Raw genomic sequence first — 18,973 nt, forward strand, 5'->3', positions numbered from 1 at the left:
CCTCTGTTTTTCGCCCACGAATTAACAATTTAACTCATTCGTCTAGTAACCGATCTACACCGAGTAATAATTTCTGAGTATTAAGAATCAGTTAAGGAGTTTAAGGATCAGCATAAACGAGGAAATGCAGCGAGTATGATTTTTGCCGAGGGATGAAATTTTCAGTGGTTTGGGCTGCTTCTGTGTGGATGTTCAACTGACAAAATCATCAACGAATGAATTGCTTAACTCCTAAATTCTATGACAGTCAAAATCGGAATTTTCTGACACTACTAGACAAAAGACATCTAAACAACTGACAATTAACGCATAAAAACTTTATTAAGTTTTGGGAGATAGCTTTGGAACGCACATTTTTAGCAATCAAGCCTGATGGTGTACAGCGCGGACTAGTAAGTGAGATTATTGGTCGCTTTGAAACTAAAGGTTTTACCCTCATTGGCTTGAAATTTCAGAAAGTCAGCCGGGAATTAGCTGAACAGCACTATGATGTTCACCGGGAAAGACCATTTTTTCCTAGTTTGGTAGAATTTATCACTTCAGGACCCGTTGTGGCAATGGTCTGGGAAGGTGATGGTGTTATTGCTTCTGCCAGAAAGATCATTGGTGCCACAAACCCATTAAACGCAGAACCTGGAACCATTCGCGGTGATCTTGGTATTAATGTTGGTCGTAACTTGATCCACGGTTCTGATGCTCCTGAAACAGCACAAAAAGAAATTGCGCTGTGGTTCACAGATGAAGAATTAGTTGACTGGCAACCTCACTTAACTCCATGGTTGCATGAGTAATTAGGGATTGGGGTGACGGTGGGACGCGGTGACGCTCCAGATGGGGAGATGAGGAGACGCGGTGACACGGGGACGCGGTGACGCGGAGATGGGGAGAAATTATCCCACATTCCGCACCCTGGGGTGTCACATAGTATTATCACTTAATTCTCTCTTGATTTTTGGATATAAATTATGCCTTATCGACATCATGTATCCGTTAATTCATTGAGATGTGGTATACAATACATCCTCATATCATCACAAAAAAGAGTAAAAACCGATTGTGACAGTTGAGGGTGCGGAAGATAGGATTATTACTTTCTTCACCCTGCCCCCTGCGCCCTGCCCCCTGCGCCCTGCCTCTTATAGAACTTCGCTTTTTTCTGGCTCCTTGGCCTCTGCTGGTAGGGAGATGACTTCGCTGGAAGCAGGTATGACACTGCGTTTGGAAAATCCCCAAGCTAAAATAATTGCGATCGCACTAATCATGATCCATTGGGGTGGGACTAAGTCATCATTGATGACTCTCAACAACAACCGTAAACCCACAAATGCCACCGTGATATAGCCGGCATCTTCTAAATTTTCATATTCATCTAACCAACGGATAAATAATCCGGCCATGAATCTGAGGGTGACAATACCAATTGTAGTTCCGGTAATTACCAACCACATTTCTTGAGATACTGCGATCGCTGTTGTTACACTATCTAAGGAAAATGCCAAATCTGTAAAAGCAATCACGGGTATAGCCTGCCACAGAGAATTAAAACGTGGTCCGTGATGATGAGCTTCTTCGTCTTCTTGTGATGTAAAGTGTTGAAATACTAGCCACAGTAGGTAAGCAGCACCCAATAATTCAAATTGCCAGAATTTTTGTACCCAAGTAGCTGTTAGCAATAGGGTAATTCGCAGTACATAAGCGAAGACTAAACCAATGTTCAGTGCCTGACGTTCTAGTTTTTTGTCTTCTAATCCTTGGGCGATTGCAGCCAGAGCGATCGCATTATCAGCCGATAGTACCGCTTCTAAGAACACTAAGATTAACAGGACTATAGAGGCTTCTACACTAAAATGATAGTTCAGGTAATTAAAAATTTGGTCTAACATTCCAATTTCTCAAACAGGTAAAATTTAAACTTAACAGGAATAGCTAATTTAATATAGAACGCGCAATAAACCGCTACCGTTATCTAGTTTAACGCAGTTCTGGTACATTCTCACAACAGTTAAATCTATCGCTATTCAATATTTGTATAAAAAAATACTGTACTTTTTGACTATAGAAAGAGATACTTGATTTATGCAAAAATTGTCTTCTTCAGACATAAAACAAAACTAAACACTCAGACAAATCAAGATGGAAATTATTAACATTAAATTGCGCCCTCAACAATTACTCCTATGTCTGTCTATAGTGTGCGGAGTTGGTGTGATAAATCCCGATACTGTTTCTTCTCAAACTACTCCTGTCGTCCGTATTTTAAGGGTTAATGCTGTTTTTGGTACTACGTTCAAGCTACGAGAAAACTGGTATAAACAATCAAAAGATATCGCATCTAACAAAAGATGCTACGTTAAACAAAATGATAAATTTTTTGTGACTTCTATTAAAAGACAGATTCAAAACGCGCCAAATCGTCCTCAAGGTAACACCGAACGCCTCTCCGACTATTGGGAAGTTACATTTGAAAAACCACTTCCATGTGAACAAGAAATTGACAATGTTCAGACTTGGTTTGTCTATAAACCCCACGTGCAAGAACTCAGAAGTGTTCTTGTTCCTTAGGGACTTTTAATTCAAAAATTTCCTATTTTTACGGTGCGTTATTAACGCACCAATCATATTAAAATGATCGTAAAAAAGGTGGGCATTGCCTACCCTAAAAAATTAACCTTTAACACAAAGCACTTGCTTAAGAGTTGCCACTATTTCTACTAAATCAGCTTGATTTTCCATCACCTGCTCAATTGGTTTATAAGCACCGGGAATTTCATCTAAAACTCCCGTATCTTTACGGCATTCTACACCCTGAGTTTGCTCAATTAAATCATCAAGTGTGTAGACGTTTTTTGCCTTACTTCTGGACATTAACCGCCCAGCACCATGACTACAAGAGCAAAAACTATGAGCATTACCTTTACCTTTAACAATGAAAGATTTCGCTCCCATTGAACCAGGAATAATCCCATAATCTTCTGTCTGGGCGCGAACTGCACCTTTCCGAGTGACATACACATTTTCACCAAAATGTACTTCTTTTTCGGCGTAGTTGTGATGACAATTTACCTCTAATAAAGGTTTAGTAACTTTCCCTCCTGTCAGATGTTTTTCGACAATTTTTTTAAATCGCACCATCATGACATCACGGTTAAAAAGTGCGTAATTTTGCGCCCATTGTAAATCTTGCCAATATGCTTGGAATTCTGGTGTACCAACTACAAAGTGAGCTAAATCAGGATCTGGTAATTTATTACCTGCCATTTTTGCTAGTTCTTTGGCGGTGTTAATATGGCATTGTGCTAGTTTATTACCAATGTTACGAGAACCAGAATGCAACATTAACCAAACTTGGTTTTCTGTATCGAGACAAATCTCAATAAAGTGATTTCCTCCCCCCAGGGAACCCATTTGTTTCATTGCTTTGCTTTCTAAATCTTGCACACCACGATGCAAGTTAGAAAAATCTCGCCAGCGTTGCCAGTTAGTTACTGTTTTTTCTACATCTTTATTTTCATTAAATCCTGTAGGAATTGCTGCTTCAATATCCAGGCGAATTTTCTTGAGTTTACCTTCTAATTGTTCAGCAGTAAATGATGTTTTGATGGCGCTCATCCCACAACCGAGATCAACGCCCACAGCAGCAGGAATAATGGCATCTTTAGTGGCAATAACTGAACCAACTAATGCACCTTTTCCTAAGTGAACATCGGGCATTAAGGCAACGTGTTTAAATACAAATGGCAAGGATGCTACATTCTTAGCCATTTTGGTTTCATCTGAGCCTAAAGAATGATTTGCCCAGGATAAAACGGGGTGTGGCGTGGTAATTCCTAATTGTTCGTAGGGCATAAATTTAATTAATTTGATTAATTAATTTGGGATTTTGTATTGGGGAAATTTATAGATAGACTATTAGAGAAGTTACAGAAATAATAGTCTATATTATTGGTATAGATTTAGACATTGTGAAGAATAATACTATTTGTTTGTATTACAAGAGTAATATATAAGTAATATATTTGTCAAGCGATCGCTCACATTAACAGACACCAGAATGGATCATAATAATTTTCAGGATATTGCTTTCCCAGTGTTTGGCATAGTGGCATGAGTTTAAAGGCAGTTTTATTCGATTTTAATGGTGTGATTATTAAGGATGAGCCAATTCATCTGAAACTGATAGACGAGATTCTGGTGCAGGAAAATCTTCAACCCCAAAAGGTGCATGAACTTCAAGCTTCTCTGGGAAGGAGCGATCGCGCTTGTTTTCAAGACCTGCTCAAAAATCGTGGTAGAGTTATTACTGAAGAATATCTCATCCAGTTGCTGACTCGCAAAGCTCAGGCTTATGTCCTGGAATTGGAAAAGCTAGAAAAACTGCCTTTGTATCCAGGGATAGATGACTTAATTTTTCAGGTGCGATCGCATAATCTTAAACTAGGTTTAGTTAGCGGTGCTTTACGTCAGGAAATAGAACTGGTGTTAGAACGTGGCAAACTAGCAGAATATTTTGAGATTATTGTTGCTGGGGATGATACTAACACTAGTAAACCCCAACCAGAAGGTTATTTGCTGGCAGTAGAACGCTTCAACCAAGAATTTGTAGAATTAGATTTGCAACCCCAAGATTGTTTAGCCATTGAAGATACCCCTGTGGGTATTCAAGCAGCTAAACGCGCCCATATGCAGGTAGTTGGTGTAGCGAATACTTATCCTTTTCATATGCTCCAACGTCAAGCTAACTGGACAGTTGATTATTTAACTGATTTAGAATTGGAACGGGTAAAGGAAGTTTTTTTGCAAAAAGATATAAAATCTGCCGTGCCTGAGTGTTAAAATATAGTACGTCTGTCAGAGTTTCTAACTCTGCATTCACAAGGGGAATTAGCTCAGTTGGTAGAGTGCTGCGATCGCACCGCAGAGGTCAGGGGTTCGAGTCTCCTATTCTCCATTCTACATCTGGTGTCACTTGCCAGATTATTTGACCCTTTTTTTATTTCTTTGTGAGAAATCCGGGCTAAATATAAAACCTTTCCTAAAATTACGATGAATAGCAAAACCAAAATCTTCACTATTGCAACTCTCACCCTCACTGCTTCAGTTTTCACAGTGGGAACAGTTACCGCACAGACAAAATTAACAAGTCAGTCAAAAGTAACTATTAATGGTATTGGTGCAGTAAAAGCAGGAATGAATCTTCCTGAAGCTGCTGAAGCTGCTGGTGTTCGTTTATATGTTTCCCCTTCTCCCAGTGACAGCTGTTACTATATTCATGGAGAAGGAGAACTGAAAAATATATCCTTTATGGTGACAAAAGATGATGTTAAAAGTCGTCAGAAATATGTCACCAGTGATGTTATTGCTAGAGTTGATATAGATGACCCCAGAGTAACTACAATTTCAGGGGCAAAAATTGGTGACACTGAAGCAAGAATTAAATCTCTTTATCCAGGACAAATTGCAGTGACACAGCATCAGTATATTCAAAAAGGGCATTACCTAACTTTAATACCCAAGGATAAAGCTGACCAAAATTATCGGGTTATTTTTGAAACTGATGGACAGCGTGTCACTAGATATAGGTCAGGTAAATTACCAGAAGTAGCTTATGTAGAGGGATGTAGTTAAAATTTGGGAATGGGGAATTAAGTATTGGGAAATCAATTTCTAGGCAATAGTTAAAGTACGTTAAAACGCATTCTGAACATAGTTGGTTTCAACCGACTTTAGCTATCAGACTCTTAATTTATTCCCTGACTTTATTTATTCCCTGACTTGTACAATACCTTGTAAACATCCCCTCAACCACAACCGAAAACCATGATGATATAATTGATATTTAGTTTCCTTATCCGTGCGAAATTCTTGCATAAATTCCAACAACATTTCTATAACTTCCATCACATCAAAAACATCAACATTAATTTCTTGACTAATAGTTAAAGCTGACATTGGTTGCATTTCCCCAACAGTCAAAACCCACAACACATTAACAGCAACATCAGAAAAACCATCACCTTGCATTTTCTCCCAATGTTGTTGATAATAACTTTCCAAACCTAGAGGAAAATTATTAACATCATTTTCATCATAAAAACCCTCAGCAAAAGCTGTTAAAACCTGCTGCACATACATAAAATTATCTTCATCATCAATCAAATCAATTATATTCCTCTGTGAACTCTGTGTCTCTGTGGTTCGTTTTTTCCGAATAAATTCCTTCACATCCTCTCGATTTTCCCTCTGAAAATCCGATAAATCTAAAACCTGAGAAGGTGCTTCAATTAACAACCCTGTATGCGACTTTTTATAAGGACGACGTGCAAAAATAAAATAAACTTTATCCGGTAAATATCGGGGAAGATGAAATAAATTAGTCCCAATAGCTTGATCTGCTAAATTAATCGCTTCCAAACCATCAATAATAATAATTAACTTTGATTCTAGTGATAACCTCTCGCTGATTTGTTGTAACAACAACGAAAAAACCGAACTATCATAATTATCAAAATGCAGATTTTCCCGATTTAAGCAACTCTGGAATTTAGTAATTAACTGTGTGCAAACATCTGTGAAAAATTCCTCAACCCGATTTTTACCAGGAAATTGGGCATGATAATAAATAATATCAGGATTTTGCAGTACCAATTGATCAAGAATCGTACTTTTACCGCTACCGGGAACACCGACAATAGTAAAATAACCCTTGGGGTAACGGTGGAGAAAATTATCAATAGCAGAGAAGACAAAATCACGACCTACAAAATTTTCACTCTTTACTAAAGCAGAGAAAGATAAACTATTCATCTGTCACCTTCCTTGCAAACGCAGAAAATGTAACCTTCCTGATGCTTCCCCTGCAACAATTGTCACCCCATCGGGAGCAACTACACAGCAAGTTATAGGACTTTCTCCAGTGAAGGTTGCTATTTCCTTTCTGGTTGCTAAATCCCAGATTTTGATAGTTTTGTCATCTGAACCAGAAATCAGGGTTTTACCATCGGGTGTGAGTGCGATCGCATTTACCCAGGAACTATGACCTTTGAGGGTGAAATTTTCTCGTCGTGTTTCTCGATCCCAGATTTTGATAGTCTTGTCTCTTGAACTAAAAATCACCATTTTTCCATCGGCTGTGTAGGTGATCTGTTCTCCTCTTCTTTGTAGATTCCAAATTTCGATAGTGCTGTCAACTGAATGAGAAATATCGCGTATGACTGCTTTACCATCAGGTGTGACTGCGATCGCATTTACTGAGTAACTATTACCTGTGAGGGTAAACTTTTCTTTACCTGTTCCTAAATCCCAGATTTTGATAGTCTTATCCCAAGAACCGGAAATCACATTTTTTCCATCGGGTGTGACTGCGATCTCTCTTACCGGATTAGTATGACCTTTAAGAGTAAACTTTTCTGTTCCTGTGATTAAATCCCAGATTTTGATAGTCTTGTCATGTGAACCAGAAATCACGTTTTTACCATCGGGTGTGACTGTGATCGCATTTACTGAGTCTCTATGACCTGTAATGGTAAACTTTTCTGTTCCCAAATCCCAGATTTTGATAGTGTTGTCAGATGAACCAGAAATCAATGTTTTCCCATCGGGTGTCACAGCGATCGCATTTACCGAGTTAGTATGACTTCTAAGGGTGAACTTTTCTGTTCCTGTTCCCAAATCCCAGATTTTGATAGTGTTGTCCCTAGAACCAGAAATCACAGTTTTTCCATCTGGTGTCAGTGCGATCACATAAACCGGTTCACTATGACTTGTGAGGGTTAACTTTTCTGTTCCTGTTACCAAATCCCAGATTTTGATAGTCTTGTCAGATGAACCAGAAATCAATGTTTTTTCATTCGGTGTCACTGTGATCACTCTTACCCAATTCCTATGACCTATAAGGGTGAACTTTTCTGTTTGTGTTTCCAAGTCCCAGATTTTGATAGTCTTGTCAGATGAACCAGAAATCAATGTTTTTTCATTCGGTGTCACTGTGATCACTCTTACCCAATTCCTATGACCTATAAGGGTGTAACTTTTCTGTTTGTGTTTCCAAGTCCCAGATTTTGATAGTCTTATCAGATGAACCAGAAATCAAGGTTTTCCCATCGGGTGTGACTGCGATCGCATTTACCGAGTAATCATGACCTTTTAAGGTGAACTTTTCTTGACCTGTTACCAAATCCCAGATTTTGATAGTTTTGTCAAATGAACCAGAAATCACTGTTTTTCCATCCGGTGTGACTGCGATCGCATTTACCAAGTGACTATGACCTAGAAGGGTTAATTTTTCTTGACCTGTTCCTAAATCCCAGATTTTGATAGTGTTGTCCCTAGAACCAGAAATCACCGTTTTACCATCGGGTGTCAGTGCGATCGCATTTACCGATTCACTATGACCTTCTAGAGTGCGAATTAATCCTCCACCACCAGGAGGTGTGAGGCTACCTATTAAACTATATAAACCTGTATTTTTATCTGTGGCGATTTGTGCTAATAAATTTTTAATTTCTGGTAAATCAAAATATGTTAGTCGTGCTGATAGCTGTGCCTTGACTTGTTTTGGATCTTTAAATATTATGTGTGTTGAGCTAAATAAAGCCCTTTGAATTAATTTTAATGCTTTGACAATTTCCGCATACTTTGAATTATTCCTAATTTCAGAAGTATATAATAAATCATAATCTTCAATTAATGCTTGCACTCCAAATAAAGGATGATTAATTTTTGCTTCGATAAAGTAGTAGTTAGACAATAATTTACATAGTTTTTCGTACTCTTCATTATTTAATCGTAATTGGAGATATTCACGTAAAAACTGTTCTTGTTCTTCCTCTGACTTTGCATTAAAGAAACTGGGAAAGTTACTCATAGCATTAATCCCTCATCCATCTTATTAGCAACTTCCGCGCTAATTTCTGGTAAACTCACCCCCGCAGCTTCCACAATATCGTTACGTTGTAAAAAATCTCGAAAACTCTCATGATAAAAGCGATAACGGGGCGGTTGATAGGTTTTTTGTTCCTGTAGAAATTGTGTCCAACCTTTAAGAACTTCCTGGACTGTGAGATCATCTTCCTGGGAATATTTGATAATCATCTCACGGGATACAGGACTTTTTAAAGCACACATTACATAAATAATTTTAATTTTATCCTTGGGTAAGGGTTTCTTAGTCATTCCCATAATGCGCCAATGACTCTCATAATATCCCTGTAAACCTGCGGGTAATTCTTCTAGTTGTTCATTTTGATAAAATCCTTCTGCAATTGCTTCTAACACATAGCGTAAATACATGAAATTATTTTCACTTTTAGCAGCTATAGTTTTAACAAATTGCAGTTTACTGAGGTTATTTTGTTGATTAATCCAACTTTCTAAACCTGCTTTGTACTTTTCTAAACTGAGAAATTCTAAAATATAGGATTCAACATCATTTTTACTGTTTTCTTGATATTGTCTTAAATCCAATTCTGTATATTTAGTATTTGGGGAAAGAGATAATCTCTTATCATCTAAATTATAAGGTCTTCTGGTGAGGATGATGTAAACTTTGTCTGGTAAAGACATTGGTAAATTTAATAAATTACCATGATCATCTTGATCAACTTCATCTAAAGCATCAATGACAATGACTAAATTTTCAGAAGCAGATAATTTTTGACTAGCTTTAATTAATAAAGTTGATAAATCATCATTTTCTACATTAGCAATATCAAATCTTTGAGTTAATTGTTGACGAATTAATTTCAGAAATACATCGGGACGATTTCTACCTTCAGCGCGAATATTAAAAAAGCAAATAGTTCCAGGATTATCTACTATATATTTGGCAGCGATGGCACTTTTACCCATTCCCGCATCACCAAGGATGGTAAAATAGCCACTTTGGTGATTTTCGATAAATTGGTTAATAGCGTTAAATACAAATCCGCGACCGCAAAAGATTTGTGTTTTATCTGCAATCACTATTTTAAAATCTTCTGGTATCAAACTTGGATACCAATTATCAACAATATCTGAGGGGTGGAGTTTTTCATCTATATCATTTTTTTCAAATTCTGCATTTATAGCATTCACCACATTTTCTATAACAAATCTATCAACCTGTGTAATATTGGGGCGATTTTGTCCTATTAAATATTTAATTTGGTCTTCACTTGCTTTTGCTGCTTCTGCTAGGGATGCAATAGTAAAACCTGCTCGTTTATATTCTGCTTTGAGTTTAGCTTTACCTGACTCACTAGCTTGGACTTTCCCTGATTGAGTCATAAATAGTATTGATAGTAAGTTGAATTTTTTATACTATAGCAAAACTGAGTGATTTATGTCTAGGGAATTTGGGGTATTGATCTTTCCCTAAACTCCCTAAAAGCTAGGGAGAAAAAGTCAATATTTATAACCTAATTATATCTTTTTAATGTTTTGTACATTGCTTACTATATGAACAAGTTAAGGAAATTGATTGAAACTAAAAGGAAGAAAAGCTATGAAATTCAAATTTTTCACCAAGAACCAACCTCAAGAACAGGAAGTTAAAAAACAGATGCAAGAAAAAATCATTGCTGAATTTATCAGACAAACTCAACTCACATTTAATTTAGCTTTAGGTGTCAGCACTGCATCAGCAATTATAACTTTATTAGGTGTGGGTTTATTGTATATAGATAAAATTCCCGAAGCAAGTCTCACCGCAGGAGGGGGAATTATGGCTAGTATTGGTAGTGTACAATTTGCAAAAGAAACTAGAGAAGAGTTAGAGGAAATTTTACAATCTTTAGATGATGTCTGAAAACCGAATAATGGTTAATAATGTAAGGGTTTAGCAATGCTAAACCCCTACCCAATTTTACAATTTTCTGTTCTTTAGTCATCTTTAGATGACTTTTGCTATGAGACTGGGAATATGGCTTACGCCACGCTTCGCTATCATTCCCAGGCGGTTTATCGGTTTTAGGTTAATTTAACTCAGCAAAAAAGTATTTTATTTAATGAGAATTGATCTGTTAGCTTCCACACCCGCCCAGAAATGAATTTCCGGGCTAATAGCCAAAGTTTACTAAAGTAAACTATAAAAGACCAAATCAGATCCCCGACTTCTTTGATATCTCCTCAATAAATTCCCAAATTAATATCAAGAAGTCGGGGATCTATATCATCTTTCTACATCCTTAATTTCTTTAGGCACTCTCGCAGTTAAAACCTCATTTCCGTCTGCGGTGACTAACACATCATCTTCAATTCTAACCCCAATTCCCACCCAACGGGGGTCAATTTCTGGTTGGTCTTCTGCGGGTTTGGTATCAGGTACAATATAAAGTCCTGGTTCTATTGTTAGCACTTGACCAGGTTGTAAAAGTTGCGGATTTTCTCCATGTTGATAAACACCAACATCATGCACATCTAAACCTAACCAATGACTGGTGCGGTGCATATAAAATGGTTTATATTTTTCCTCTTCAATTAATTTGTCAATTTCCCCTTTCAATAAACCCAATTCTACTAAACCTTCTGTGAGAATACGCACTGCTTTTTTATGAGGTGCATCAAAAGCATTACCGGGTTTGACTTCTGATATGGCTTGTTTTTGTGCTTCTAAAACAATTTCATATAACGCTTTTTGTTCTGGGGTAAATTTTCCACTTACCGGAAATGTACGGGTAATATCAGAATTGTAATAACCGTAAGCACAACCAGCATCAATTAATAACAATTCGTTTGCTTGCATCTGACAATTATTTTCTACATAGTGCAGAACGCAAGCATTTTTACCAGCAGCAACAATGGAAGGATAAGCTGGTCCCATTCCACCCCGCAGTCGGAAAATATGTTCTATTTCTGCTTGGATTTCATATTCATAGCGTCCCGGTGCGGTAATACTTAAAGCGTGATTATGTGCTTCCACCGCAATATCCGCCGCTTGACGCATTAAGTCGATTTCGGTGTTACTTTTATGTAATCTCAAACTATGTAAAATAGTGCTGGTATCTTCTATCGCAACTGGTCCTGTTCCCCGTTTGGGATAGGTACGCAGTAAACTTTGATAATGTTTAAGAATGGTATCATTAAAATTGCGATCGCGTCCTAGATGATAATAAATGCGATCGCTCTTTTCTAAATACTGCGGTAACTTCTCATCCAACTCTGCAATGGGGTAAGCTTCATCTGCACCATAGATTTCCTTTGCTGCGTCCACTCCACAGCGATAACCACTCCAAACTTCCTTTTCCCTATCTTTAGGTTGAACAAACAAAATAAACCGATGTTCTGAGTGATGGGGTGCTAAAACTGCGACTGCTTTAGCTTCATTAAAACCAGTTAAGTAGTAAAAATCACTATCTTGACGATAAACATACTCGACATCGTTGTGCATGACTGCTGAAGGTGCGCTGCGAAAAATCGCTGTACCACTACCTATTTTCGCCATTAACTGCTCACGACGTTGCTGATATTCTGATTGCATAGCTAATTGACTTTTGGAAATATAGTATCGTTTTTAACTTTAGTAACTAGATGATTAGTTACTACTTTAAGTTATTCTAGCCAATTTCTCATGCACGCAATTAATTATTTCATGACTTACGCAAAGAAGCCTCAAAGTCTCATTCATCATTTATTTGTGCGAAAGTTCTGTTATAGCAATTATCATTCAAGTGAGATCCAAGCTGTAATAATTAAACGCAGCGAAAAGTTCCTCGAAGCCGGGTTTCCCGGCGTAGGAAACTTTTCAAGACAGATGAACGCAGATGAACGCAGATGTTTTTGTACTTCACTCTTCCTAGGAAAGGCTATATTTGTTTTATTTCCATAGAATTAATAAATCTTCTCTAACATTAATTGCCACTAATTGAAATTGTCAAAGAAGCAAGACTTTATCCTGAAATTATGACATTGACAAACAAAAAATAAAATCTTTTTTTGATTGTTTAAGCACAACTTTTATTTTGGCAAAATATAATTTTTTAACATTAAGGATATTATCTTTAAATAATGACATTTGCTCAAAAGAATTAGCTAAATGTTTTTGATTAACAGAATCTTTATTGAAACCAAATTAAAACTTTATATTAATTACTCTTAAAAACACACCATGTTTAAAGCAGCAACTCAGTCAGGATTATATTTAGAAAACCAAGCGACTGCGGGATTAGACTCTCTTGCTAAATCACAAGATTTTACAACTTCTCTTAATACCTCAACTGCCAGCAAGAGTTCTGCCAGCACACTAGAGAACGAACAATCTCCTCTACAATCTCCTTTCCCACTTGATTTAATACCTCAGTTCCCATCAGGAAGTTCCAACCCCAATCCTAATCCTTATTTAACTAGTGCAGCCATTGTTCCTGATTTCAATGGTGATGGTAAAACAGATAAACTTTGGGTAAATGCTCAAACAGGTGAAATTATCGTTCGCTTAATGAATGGTACACAAGTTATGGAACAGGCTTCTTTAGGTCAATATGACTTGAATACCTGGACTTATAAAACCGCTGATTTTAACAGCGATAATAAAACAGACTTTCTGTTACGCAACAAAGAAACAGGTGAGAATGTAGTTGTACTAATGGATGGTGCAAGAGTTTCTAGTTACCTGACTTTAGATAGAGTTGATCCAGGTTGGACTGCAAATATTGGCGATTTCAATGGCGATCGCAAAACCGATATTTTCTGGAATAATGCTACCACTGGTGAGAATGCCATTTGGCAAATGGATGGAACAACAGTAGTTAGTGCAAATGTGCTAGAAACTACAGACCCAGGTCTGACTGCAACCATTGTTGACTTTGACGGTAACGGTAAGAGTGACATCTTCTGGCGTAACAGCACAACCGGTGAAAATACCGCTTGGTTTATGGATGGTAGCCAAGCCACCAAATATAATCTCCAAGCACAGGATGCATCCTGGACTTCTACCCTAGGCGATTTTAACGGCGACTTCAAAACCGACATTCTATGGCGTAACACCAGCACAGGTGAAAATAAGATATGGACAATGAATGGTATTTTTGTTACCGAAGGTACTGTTAATACATTGGGTACAGACTGGGCTGCGAATATTGGCGATTTCAATGGCGACGGTAAAACTGACATCTTCTGGCACAATTCCACAACTGGCGCAAACACCGCTTGGTTGATGGATGGTACTGCTATTAGTTCTGAAGCTTTCTTGCCTAGCAATAGCACAGCTTTAACATCATCTCTTGGTGATTTTAACGGTGATGGCAAAACCGATATCTACTGGAGAGATCAACAAACAGGTGCAGACACAATCTGGACAATGAATGGCACTCTAGCCAGTGAAACTCCTGTAGCTGATGCAGATAAGCTGACTTCAGAATGGTACACAGGCTAATATCATGTCTAGTTGAATACTTATCATTTAGATTGACGCGGGGACATAAGAGACGCGGAGACATGGGGACGCGGAGAGTTTTTTTGATAAGTGATTAGACGGACACAACATAACTGACGACTTTTCTGAAATTTTACCAAGCGATCGCTCTTTTGATTTAACAGAGTGCGATCGCTTTTTTTGATCTATATCTCGTTCCCAGTCTCTGACTGGGAATGCTATCACAGAGTCTCTGACTCTATTTTATCCCGTTCATCCTTAAATCCTGGAAATCCTGATTCAGACATCTTCCGTAAATGTGAACCTGACGCATAGAGAGGAAGAGAAGTATTGACATGGAGTTTTGGATGTGTTATCGTTAACTTGATAAGGAAGAAATATCATGCAATAAAATTAAAATAATTAAGCTCATAACTTAAAAATATTTAATAGTTTTATTCCATCAGACAGGGGTTTAGCATTGCTAAACCCCTACAAAATATGTGGTTTTAACTTATGCACACCTCCACCAACCTCACCGAAACCCTCCGTCACCGTCGCCAGAAACTAGCTACCCTGATTGATTTTCCGGCAATTCTTTGGTCTGGTAGTAGCAGTCCCCGCAACTTCCTCGCTAATACCTTTCCCTTTCGCGCCAATAGCCATTTCCTCTATTTCGCCGGAATTCCTTTACAAAACGCCGCTATTCGCCTAGAAAGTGGCAATCTACAACTATTTATAGATGACCCCCACCCCAGCAGCGCCCTGTGGCATGGAGAAATGCCCACTCGTGAAGAAATCGCCGCCAAAATAGGCGCAGATGATGCCAGACCAATGGCAGAATTAGAAGATTATTTAGAAAATGCTGCTACTCTTCCTGTTCAAGATGCTGCTACTTGGACACAGCAAACACAATTATTAGATAGATGGGTGTTACCAAAAAATCAACTTGCAGGAATTGATTTAGAACTAGCTAAAGCTATTGTTTCCTTACGTCTCACCCACGATGCAGCGGCGTTAGTAGAATTACGTAAAGCAGCGGCTGTGAGTGTAGAAGCACACAAAGCAGGAATGGCTGCTACACCTCAAGCTAAACTAGAAGCAGAAGTCCGCGCCGCAATGGAAGCAGTAATTATGAGTCAAAATATGACCACTGCTTACACTAGCATTGTGACGGTACATGGCGAAGTTTTACACAATGGGCATTATTACAACTCCCTGCAACCAGGGGATTTACTTTTAGCTGATGTCGGTGCAGAAACTGAGACAGGTTGGGCTGCGGATATTACCCGCACTTATCCGGTTTCCGGTAAATTTTCATCTACTCAAAGAGATATTTATGATATTGTTTTAGCTGCCCATGATGCTTGTATTGAAAATATTGCCCCTGATGTGGAATATGCAGAAATTCATCTGTTAGCGGCAACTGTGATTGCTGAAGGTTTGGTAGATTTGGGGATTTTACAAGGTAAGCCAGAAGATTTAGTCAAAATGGATCTTCATGCGCTGTTTTTTCCCCACGGAATTGGGCATCTTTTGGGTTTAGATGTTCATGATATGGAAGATTTAGGCGATGTAGCAGGATATGATGAGGGCAGAAAAAGAAGCGATCGCTTTGGCCTGAGTTATCTGCGGTTAAATCGTCCCCTGCGTCCGGGAATGTTAGTCACCATAGAACCAGGATTTTACCAAGTTCCAGCCATTCTCAATAATCCGAAAACTCGTTCTCAATATCAATATTTAGTCAATTGGGAAAGACTAGAACAATTTGCCGATGTGCGTGGAATCCGCATTGAAGATGATGTATTAGTTACAGAAACAGGTAGGGAAGTTTTAACCGCTGATTTACCAAATCAAGCTAGTGCTGTCGAAGACTTGCTAGTTAGTTAAACTAAATCGTGAGACAAATTCAAAGTTATCAGGAGCAAGCCCATGCGATCGCTACTCGCCGGAGTTATTATCAGCCTAGGACTATCGCCATTCTTAGCTCAAGCACAGCAACCAGTTGCAGATTCCAAAGTTGCAGCAATGGTAGAAGCACTGCGACTAGCTGCACCTCAACCCAACAAGCCAAATGATGGATATTATAGTCAATGGCAAGTCAAACCAGAAACCCTCAAAGGTTGGTCAAAAACTTGTCTGAAAAAAGAATTAACACCAAGTCAGTTTGAAAATAACCCCAAAATAGCCCGTCAAGTTATCTCTTGCATCACACAACGAGAGTTAAATAATCAATTTCTGGCTACAAAAAATAACGAAACCGCTGCTGTGCGTGGAGTCGCTTGTTGGTGGATGACTGGTAATTATACAGGCTGCGACAAAGGTTTTACTGCTGACTACGTTAAAAAAGTTGTCAGTCTTTATCAACAAGAACGTTCAAAACCAGCAGCCAATCAATCAAAAAAAGGCAGTTCTTAAATAATTCGTAATTCGTAATTCGTAATTCGTAATTCGTAATTCGTAATTCGTAATTCGTAATTCGTAATTCGTAATTCGTAATTCGTAATTCGTAATTAAGTTTTGTGACGGGGATTTAGACCCCGACCCAAAACTTGCCGGTTATTGAACAGGGGGATTTAAACCCACGGTACTCGGTTAAAAAACAGGACTTACGTAAAAAACCTTTCAAACCCTCTTTCCTTCGCGTTCTTCGCGTCTTCGCGGTTCAATAGTTCATGATTCGTGCGTAAATCCTGTAAATATTGAATATTCTTCCTCTCCCTGCACCCTGCGGTTAGCAACCTCAGCCTAGATGTCGGCATACCGTTGCTACACTCGCCGTGAAAACTACTAAGCTGGTAAAAAGAATCTTAAAATTCTGAATCGCACCCAGCAGCAATTCAGACTCCCCCATTGACTAACTACGTTGTAACTGAATTATGTTTGATGCACTGTCTGACCGTTTAGAGTCCGCCTGGAAAAAACTGCGGGGACAAGATAAAATCTCTCAATCCAACATTCAAGACGCTTTGCGGGAAGTGCGCCGCGCCTTGTTGGAAGCAGATGTCAACCTCCAAGTAGTTAAAGATTTTATTACCGAAGTTGAAACCAAAGCTCAAGGAGCCGAGGTAATTGCAGGCGTGCGTCCTGACCAACAGTTTATCAAAATTGTTTACGATGAACTGGTGCAGGTAATGGGGGAAGAAAATGTTCCCCTGGCAGAAGTTGAGGGTAAAACCACTGTTGTCCTCATGGCTGGTTTACAAGGTACTGGTAAAACCACCGCTACTGCTAAATTAGCTTTACATTTACGGAAATTAGAGCGTAGTTGCTTATTAGTTGCCACAGACATATATCGTCCCGCCGCTATTGACCAGCTAATCACACTCGGTAAGCAAATAGACGTACCAGTATTTGAATTAGGTAGCGACGCAGATCCTGTAGAAATTGCCCGCCAAGGTGTGGAACGCGCCAGGGCTGAAGGGATAAATACAGTCATTATTGATACCGCAGGTCGGTTACAAATTGACCAAGAAATGATGGCGGAATTAGCCCGGATCAAGTCAACAGTCCAACCAGATGAAACCCTCTTGGTTGTTGACTCAATGACTGGTCAAGAGGCAGCAAATCTCACCCGCACCTTCCATGATCAAATTGGGATTACTGGGGCAATCCTGACCAAAATGGATGGTGATAGCCGGGGTGGTGCAGCCTTGTCAGTACGCCAAATTTCCGGTGCGCCAATTAAGTTTGTCGGTGTCGGTGAAAAAGTCGAGGCGCTGCAACCGTTTTATCCTGACCGGATGGCTTCCCGGATTCTCGGTATGGGAGACGTTCTGACTTTAGTAGAAAAAGCCCAGGAAGAAATAGACTTGGCAGATGCCGAGCAAATGCAAGAGAAAATTTTGTCGGCCAAGTTCGACTTTACAGATTTTCTCAAACAGATGCGTCTGTTGAAAAATATGGGTTCTTTGGGTGGGATCATGAAGATGATTCCGGGCATGGGCAAGCTTTCCGATGACCAGTTAAAGCAAGGGGAAACCCAGCTAAAACGCTGTGAAGCCATGATTAATTCCATGACTGGCCAAGAACGGCGTGATCCAGATTTATTATCTAGTTCTCCGAGTCGGCGGCGGCGAATTGCTTCTGGTTCAGGCTATAGAGAAGCAGATGTCAGCAAATTGGTAGCTGATTTCCAAAAAATGCGATCGCTCATGCAACAAATGGGTCAAGGCAATTTCCCCGGTATGCCCGGAATGTTCGGCGGCGGTGGCAACCCCTTAGCCGCAGGTAATCGCCCCTCTCCAGGTTGGCGCGGTTATCCTGGTGGCGCACTACCCGCCCAAAAGAAAAAGAAAGAGAAAAAGAAAAAAGGCTTTGGCACACTTTAACGATTGGGAAAAAACTCTTCCCCAATCACCGAAGAGGACGAGGAGACGCGGGGATACGGGGACGCGGACAGTTTCCCTGTCATCTGCCCGACGCGGGATATGAAGCTCCCTTGGGAACGAATGTTCATGGGTATGAAGCCCCCTCTGAATCTTCGATTCAGACGCTTAGAATTGGGTTCTGTTGCAATCCTCGTCCAATTCCTGTCTCCGCGTCCCCCCATCTCCGCGTCCCCGCGTCTTTTCATGAATCGTCACCCAATAATGCCTAGCAAGTGCTAAAATTGTCATTTCAACATCGGAACTTTTGAATAGAGGCAGT

General features: G+C 39.2%; 16 protein-coding genes and 1 tRNA gene. 10 read left to right on the top strand and 7 right to left on the bottom strand.

The window, feature by feature from the left end:
• Positions 1–341 precede the first annotated feature (341 nt).
• Complete coding sequence (gene ndk / locus ANA7108_RS0111865; protein WP_016951013.1) at positions 342–791, top strand: nucleoside-diphosphate kinase; 450 nt, start codon at positions 342–344, stop codon at positions 789–791.
• 345 nt (positions 792–1,136) lie between these two features.
• Here the strand turns inward: ndk and ANA7108_RS0111870 are convergent, their stop codons facing one another.
• On the bottom strand, positions 1,137–1,883 hold the full coding sequence (locus tag ANA7108_RS0111870; protein WP_016951014.1) for a TerC family protein: 747 nt from the start codon (positions 1,881–1,883) through the stop codon (positions 1,137–1,139).
• A 250-nt stretch (positions 1,884–2,133) separates the two neighbouring features.
• Here ANA7108_RS0111870 and ANA7108_RS0111875 point away from each other — a divergent pair, with 250 nt between their 5' ends.
• The gene (locus ANA7108_RS0111875; RefSeq protein WP_016951015.1) at positions 2,134–2,562 is read left to right on the top strand and encodes a hypothetical protein; all 429 of its coding nucleotides are present in this window, start codon (positions 2,134–2,136) and stop codon (positions 2,560–2,562) included.
• A 102-nt stretch (positions 2,563–2,664) separates the two neighbouring features.
• Here ANA7108_RS0111875 and ANA7108_RS0111880 read toward each other — a convergent pair whose 3' ends face one another.
• The gene (locus tag ANA7108_RS0111880; protein ID WP_016951016.1) at positions 2,665–3,846 is read right to left on the bottom strand and encodes an RtcB family protein; all 1,182 of its coding nucleotides are present in this window, start codon (positions 3,844–3,846) and stop codon (positions 2,665–2,667) included.
• Between the two features lie 258 nt (positions 3,847–4,104).
• On the opposite strand from ANA7108_RS0111880, the gene ANA7108_RS0111885 reads away from it, so the two are divergent.
• The 3 genes from ANA7108_RS0111885 (at position 4,105) to ANA7108_RS0111895 (ending at position 5,625) form a co-directional block, all read left to right on the top strand.
• Positions 4,105–4,833 carry an HAD family phosphatase gene (locus ANA7108_RS0111885; protein ID WP_016951017.1) on the top strand — a complete coding sequence of 243 codons (729 nt, stop codon included), beginning with the start codon at positions 4,105–4,107 and terminating at the stop codon, positions 4,831–4,833.
• A gap of 42 nt (positions 4,834–4,875) precedes the next feature.
• Positions 4,876–4,948 (top strand) — tRNA-Ala (locus ANA7108_RS0111890).
• 95 nt (positions 4,949–5,043) lie between these two features.
• On the top strand, positions 5,044–5,625 hold the full coding sequence (locus tag ANA7108_RS0111895) for a hypothetical protein (protein ID WP_016951018.1): 582 nt from the start codon (positions 5,044–5,046) through the stop codon (positions 5,623–5,625).
• Between the two features lie 135 nt (positions 5,626–5,760).
• Here the strand turns inward: ANA7108_RS0111895 and ANA7108_RS0111900 are convergent, their stop codons facing one another.
• The 4 genes from ANA7108_RS0111900 to ANA7108_RS0111910 are packed head-to-tail and all read right to left on the bottom strand — an operon-like array spanning position 5,761 to position 10,263.
• Positions 5,761–6,804: an ATP-binding protein gene (locus ANA7108_RS0111900; RefSeq protein ID WP_016951019.1), complete on the bottom strand. Its 1,044-nt coding sequence runs from the start codon at positions 6,802–6,804 to the stop codon at positions 5,761–5,763.
• 3 nt (positions 6,805–6,807) lie between these two features.
• The gene (locus tag ANA7108_RS30915; protein ID WP_237741510.1) at positions 6,808–7,983 is read right to left on the bottom strand and encodes a WD40 repeat domain-containing protein; all 1,176 of its coding nucleotides are present in this window, start codon (positions 7,981–7,983) and stop codon (positions 6,808–6,810) included.
• Between the two features lie 22 nt (positions 7,984–8,005).
• Entirely contained in the window at positions 8,006–8,863 is an 858-nt protein-coding gene (locus ANA7108_RS30920; RefSeq protein WP_052311095.1) for a WD40 repeat domain-containing protein, read from the bottom strand.
• Entirely contained in the window at positions 8,860–10,263 is a 1,404-nt protein-coding gene (locus ANA7108_RS0111910) for an ATP-binding protein (protein ID WP_016951020.1), read from the bottom strand. The genes ANA7108_RS30920 and ANA7108_RS0111910 overlap by 4 nt, the downstream gene beginning before the upstream one ends.
• Positions 10,264–10,480: 217 nt before the next feature.
• Here ANA7108_RS0111910 and ANA7108_RS0111915 point away from each other — a divergent pair, with 217 nt between their 5' ends.
• Positions 10,481–10,783, top strand: coding sequence for a hypothetical protein (locus ANA7108_RS0111915; RefSeq protein WP_016951021.1), 303 nt, complete (start codon positions 10,481–10,483; stop codon positions 10,781–10,783).
• A 363-nt stretch (positions 10,784–11,146) separates the two neighbouring features.
• Here ANA7108_RS0111915 and ANA7108_RS0111920 read toward each other — a convergent pair whose 3' ends face one another.
• Positions 11,147–12,454, bottom strand: coding sequence for an aminopeptidase P N-terminal domain-containing protein (locus ANA7108_RS0111920; protein WP_016951022.1), 1,308 nt, complete (start codon positions 12,452–12,454; stop codon positions 11,147–11,149).
• A 627-nt stretch (positions 12,455–13,081) separates the two neighbouring features.
• On the opposite strand from ANA7108_RS0111920, the gene ANA7108_RS0111925 reads away from it, so the two are divergent.
• The 4 genes from ANA7108_RS0111925 (at position 13,082) to ffh (ending at position 18,654) form a co-directional block, all read left to right on the top strand.
• On the top strand, positions 13,082–14,344 hold the full coding sequence (locus tag ANA7108_RS0111925; RefSeq protein WP_016951023.1) for a VCBS repeat-containing protein: 1,263 nt from the start codon (positions 13,082–13,084) through the stop codon (positions 14,342–14,344).
• A gap of 495 nt (positions 14,345–14,839) precedes the next feature.
• Positions 14,840–16,213 carry an aminopeptidase P family protein gene (locus tag ANA7108_RS0111930; RefSeq protein ID WP_016951024.1) on the top strand — a complete coding sequence of 458 codons (1,374 nt, stop codon included), beginning with the start codon at positions 14,840–14,842 and terminating at the stop codon, positions 16,211–16,213.
• Positions 16,214–16,255: 42 nt separating this feature from the next.
• Positions 16,256–16,741, top strand: a complete 486-nt coding sequence (locus tag ANA7108_RS0111935) for a hypothetical protein (protein WP_016951025.1) — start codon at positions 16,256–16,258, stop codon at positions 16,739–16,741.
• A 461-nt stretch (positions 16,742–17,202) separates the two neighbouring features.
• A complete protein-coding gene (gene ffh / locus ANA7108_RS0111940) occupies positions 17,203–18,654 on the top strand; it encodes a signal recognition particle protein (protein ID WP_016951026.1) in 1,452 nt (483 codons plus the stop codon).
• Positions 18,655–18,973 lie beyond the last annotated feature (319 nt).

Source organism: Anabaena sp. PCC 7108 (assembly GCF_000332135.1).
Taxonomy (GTDB): domain Bacteria; phylum Cyanobacteriota; class Cyanobacteriia; order Cyanobacteriales; family Nostocaceae; genus Anabaena.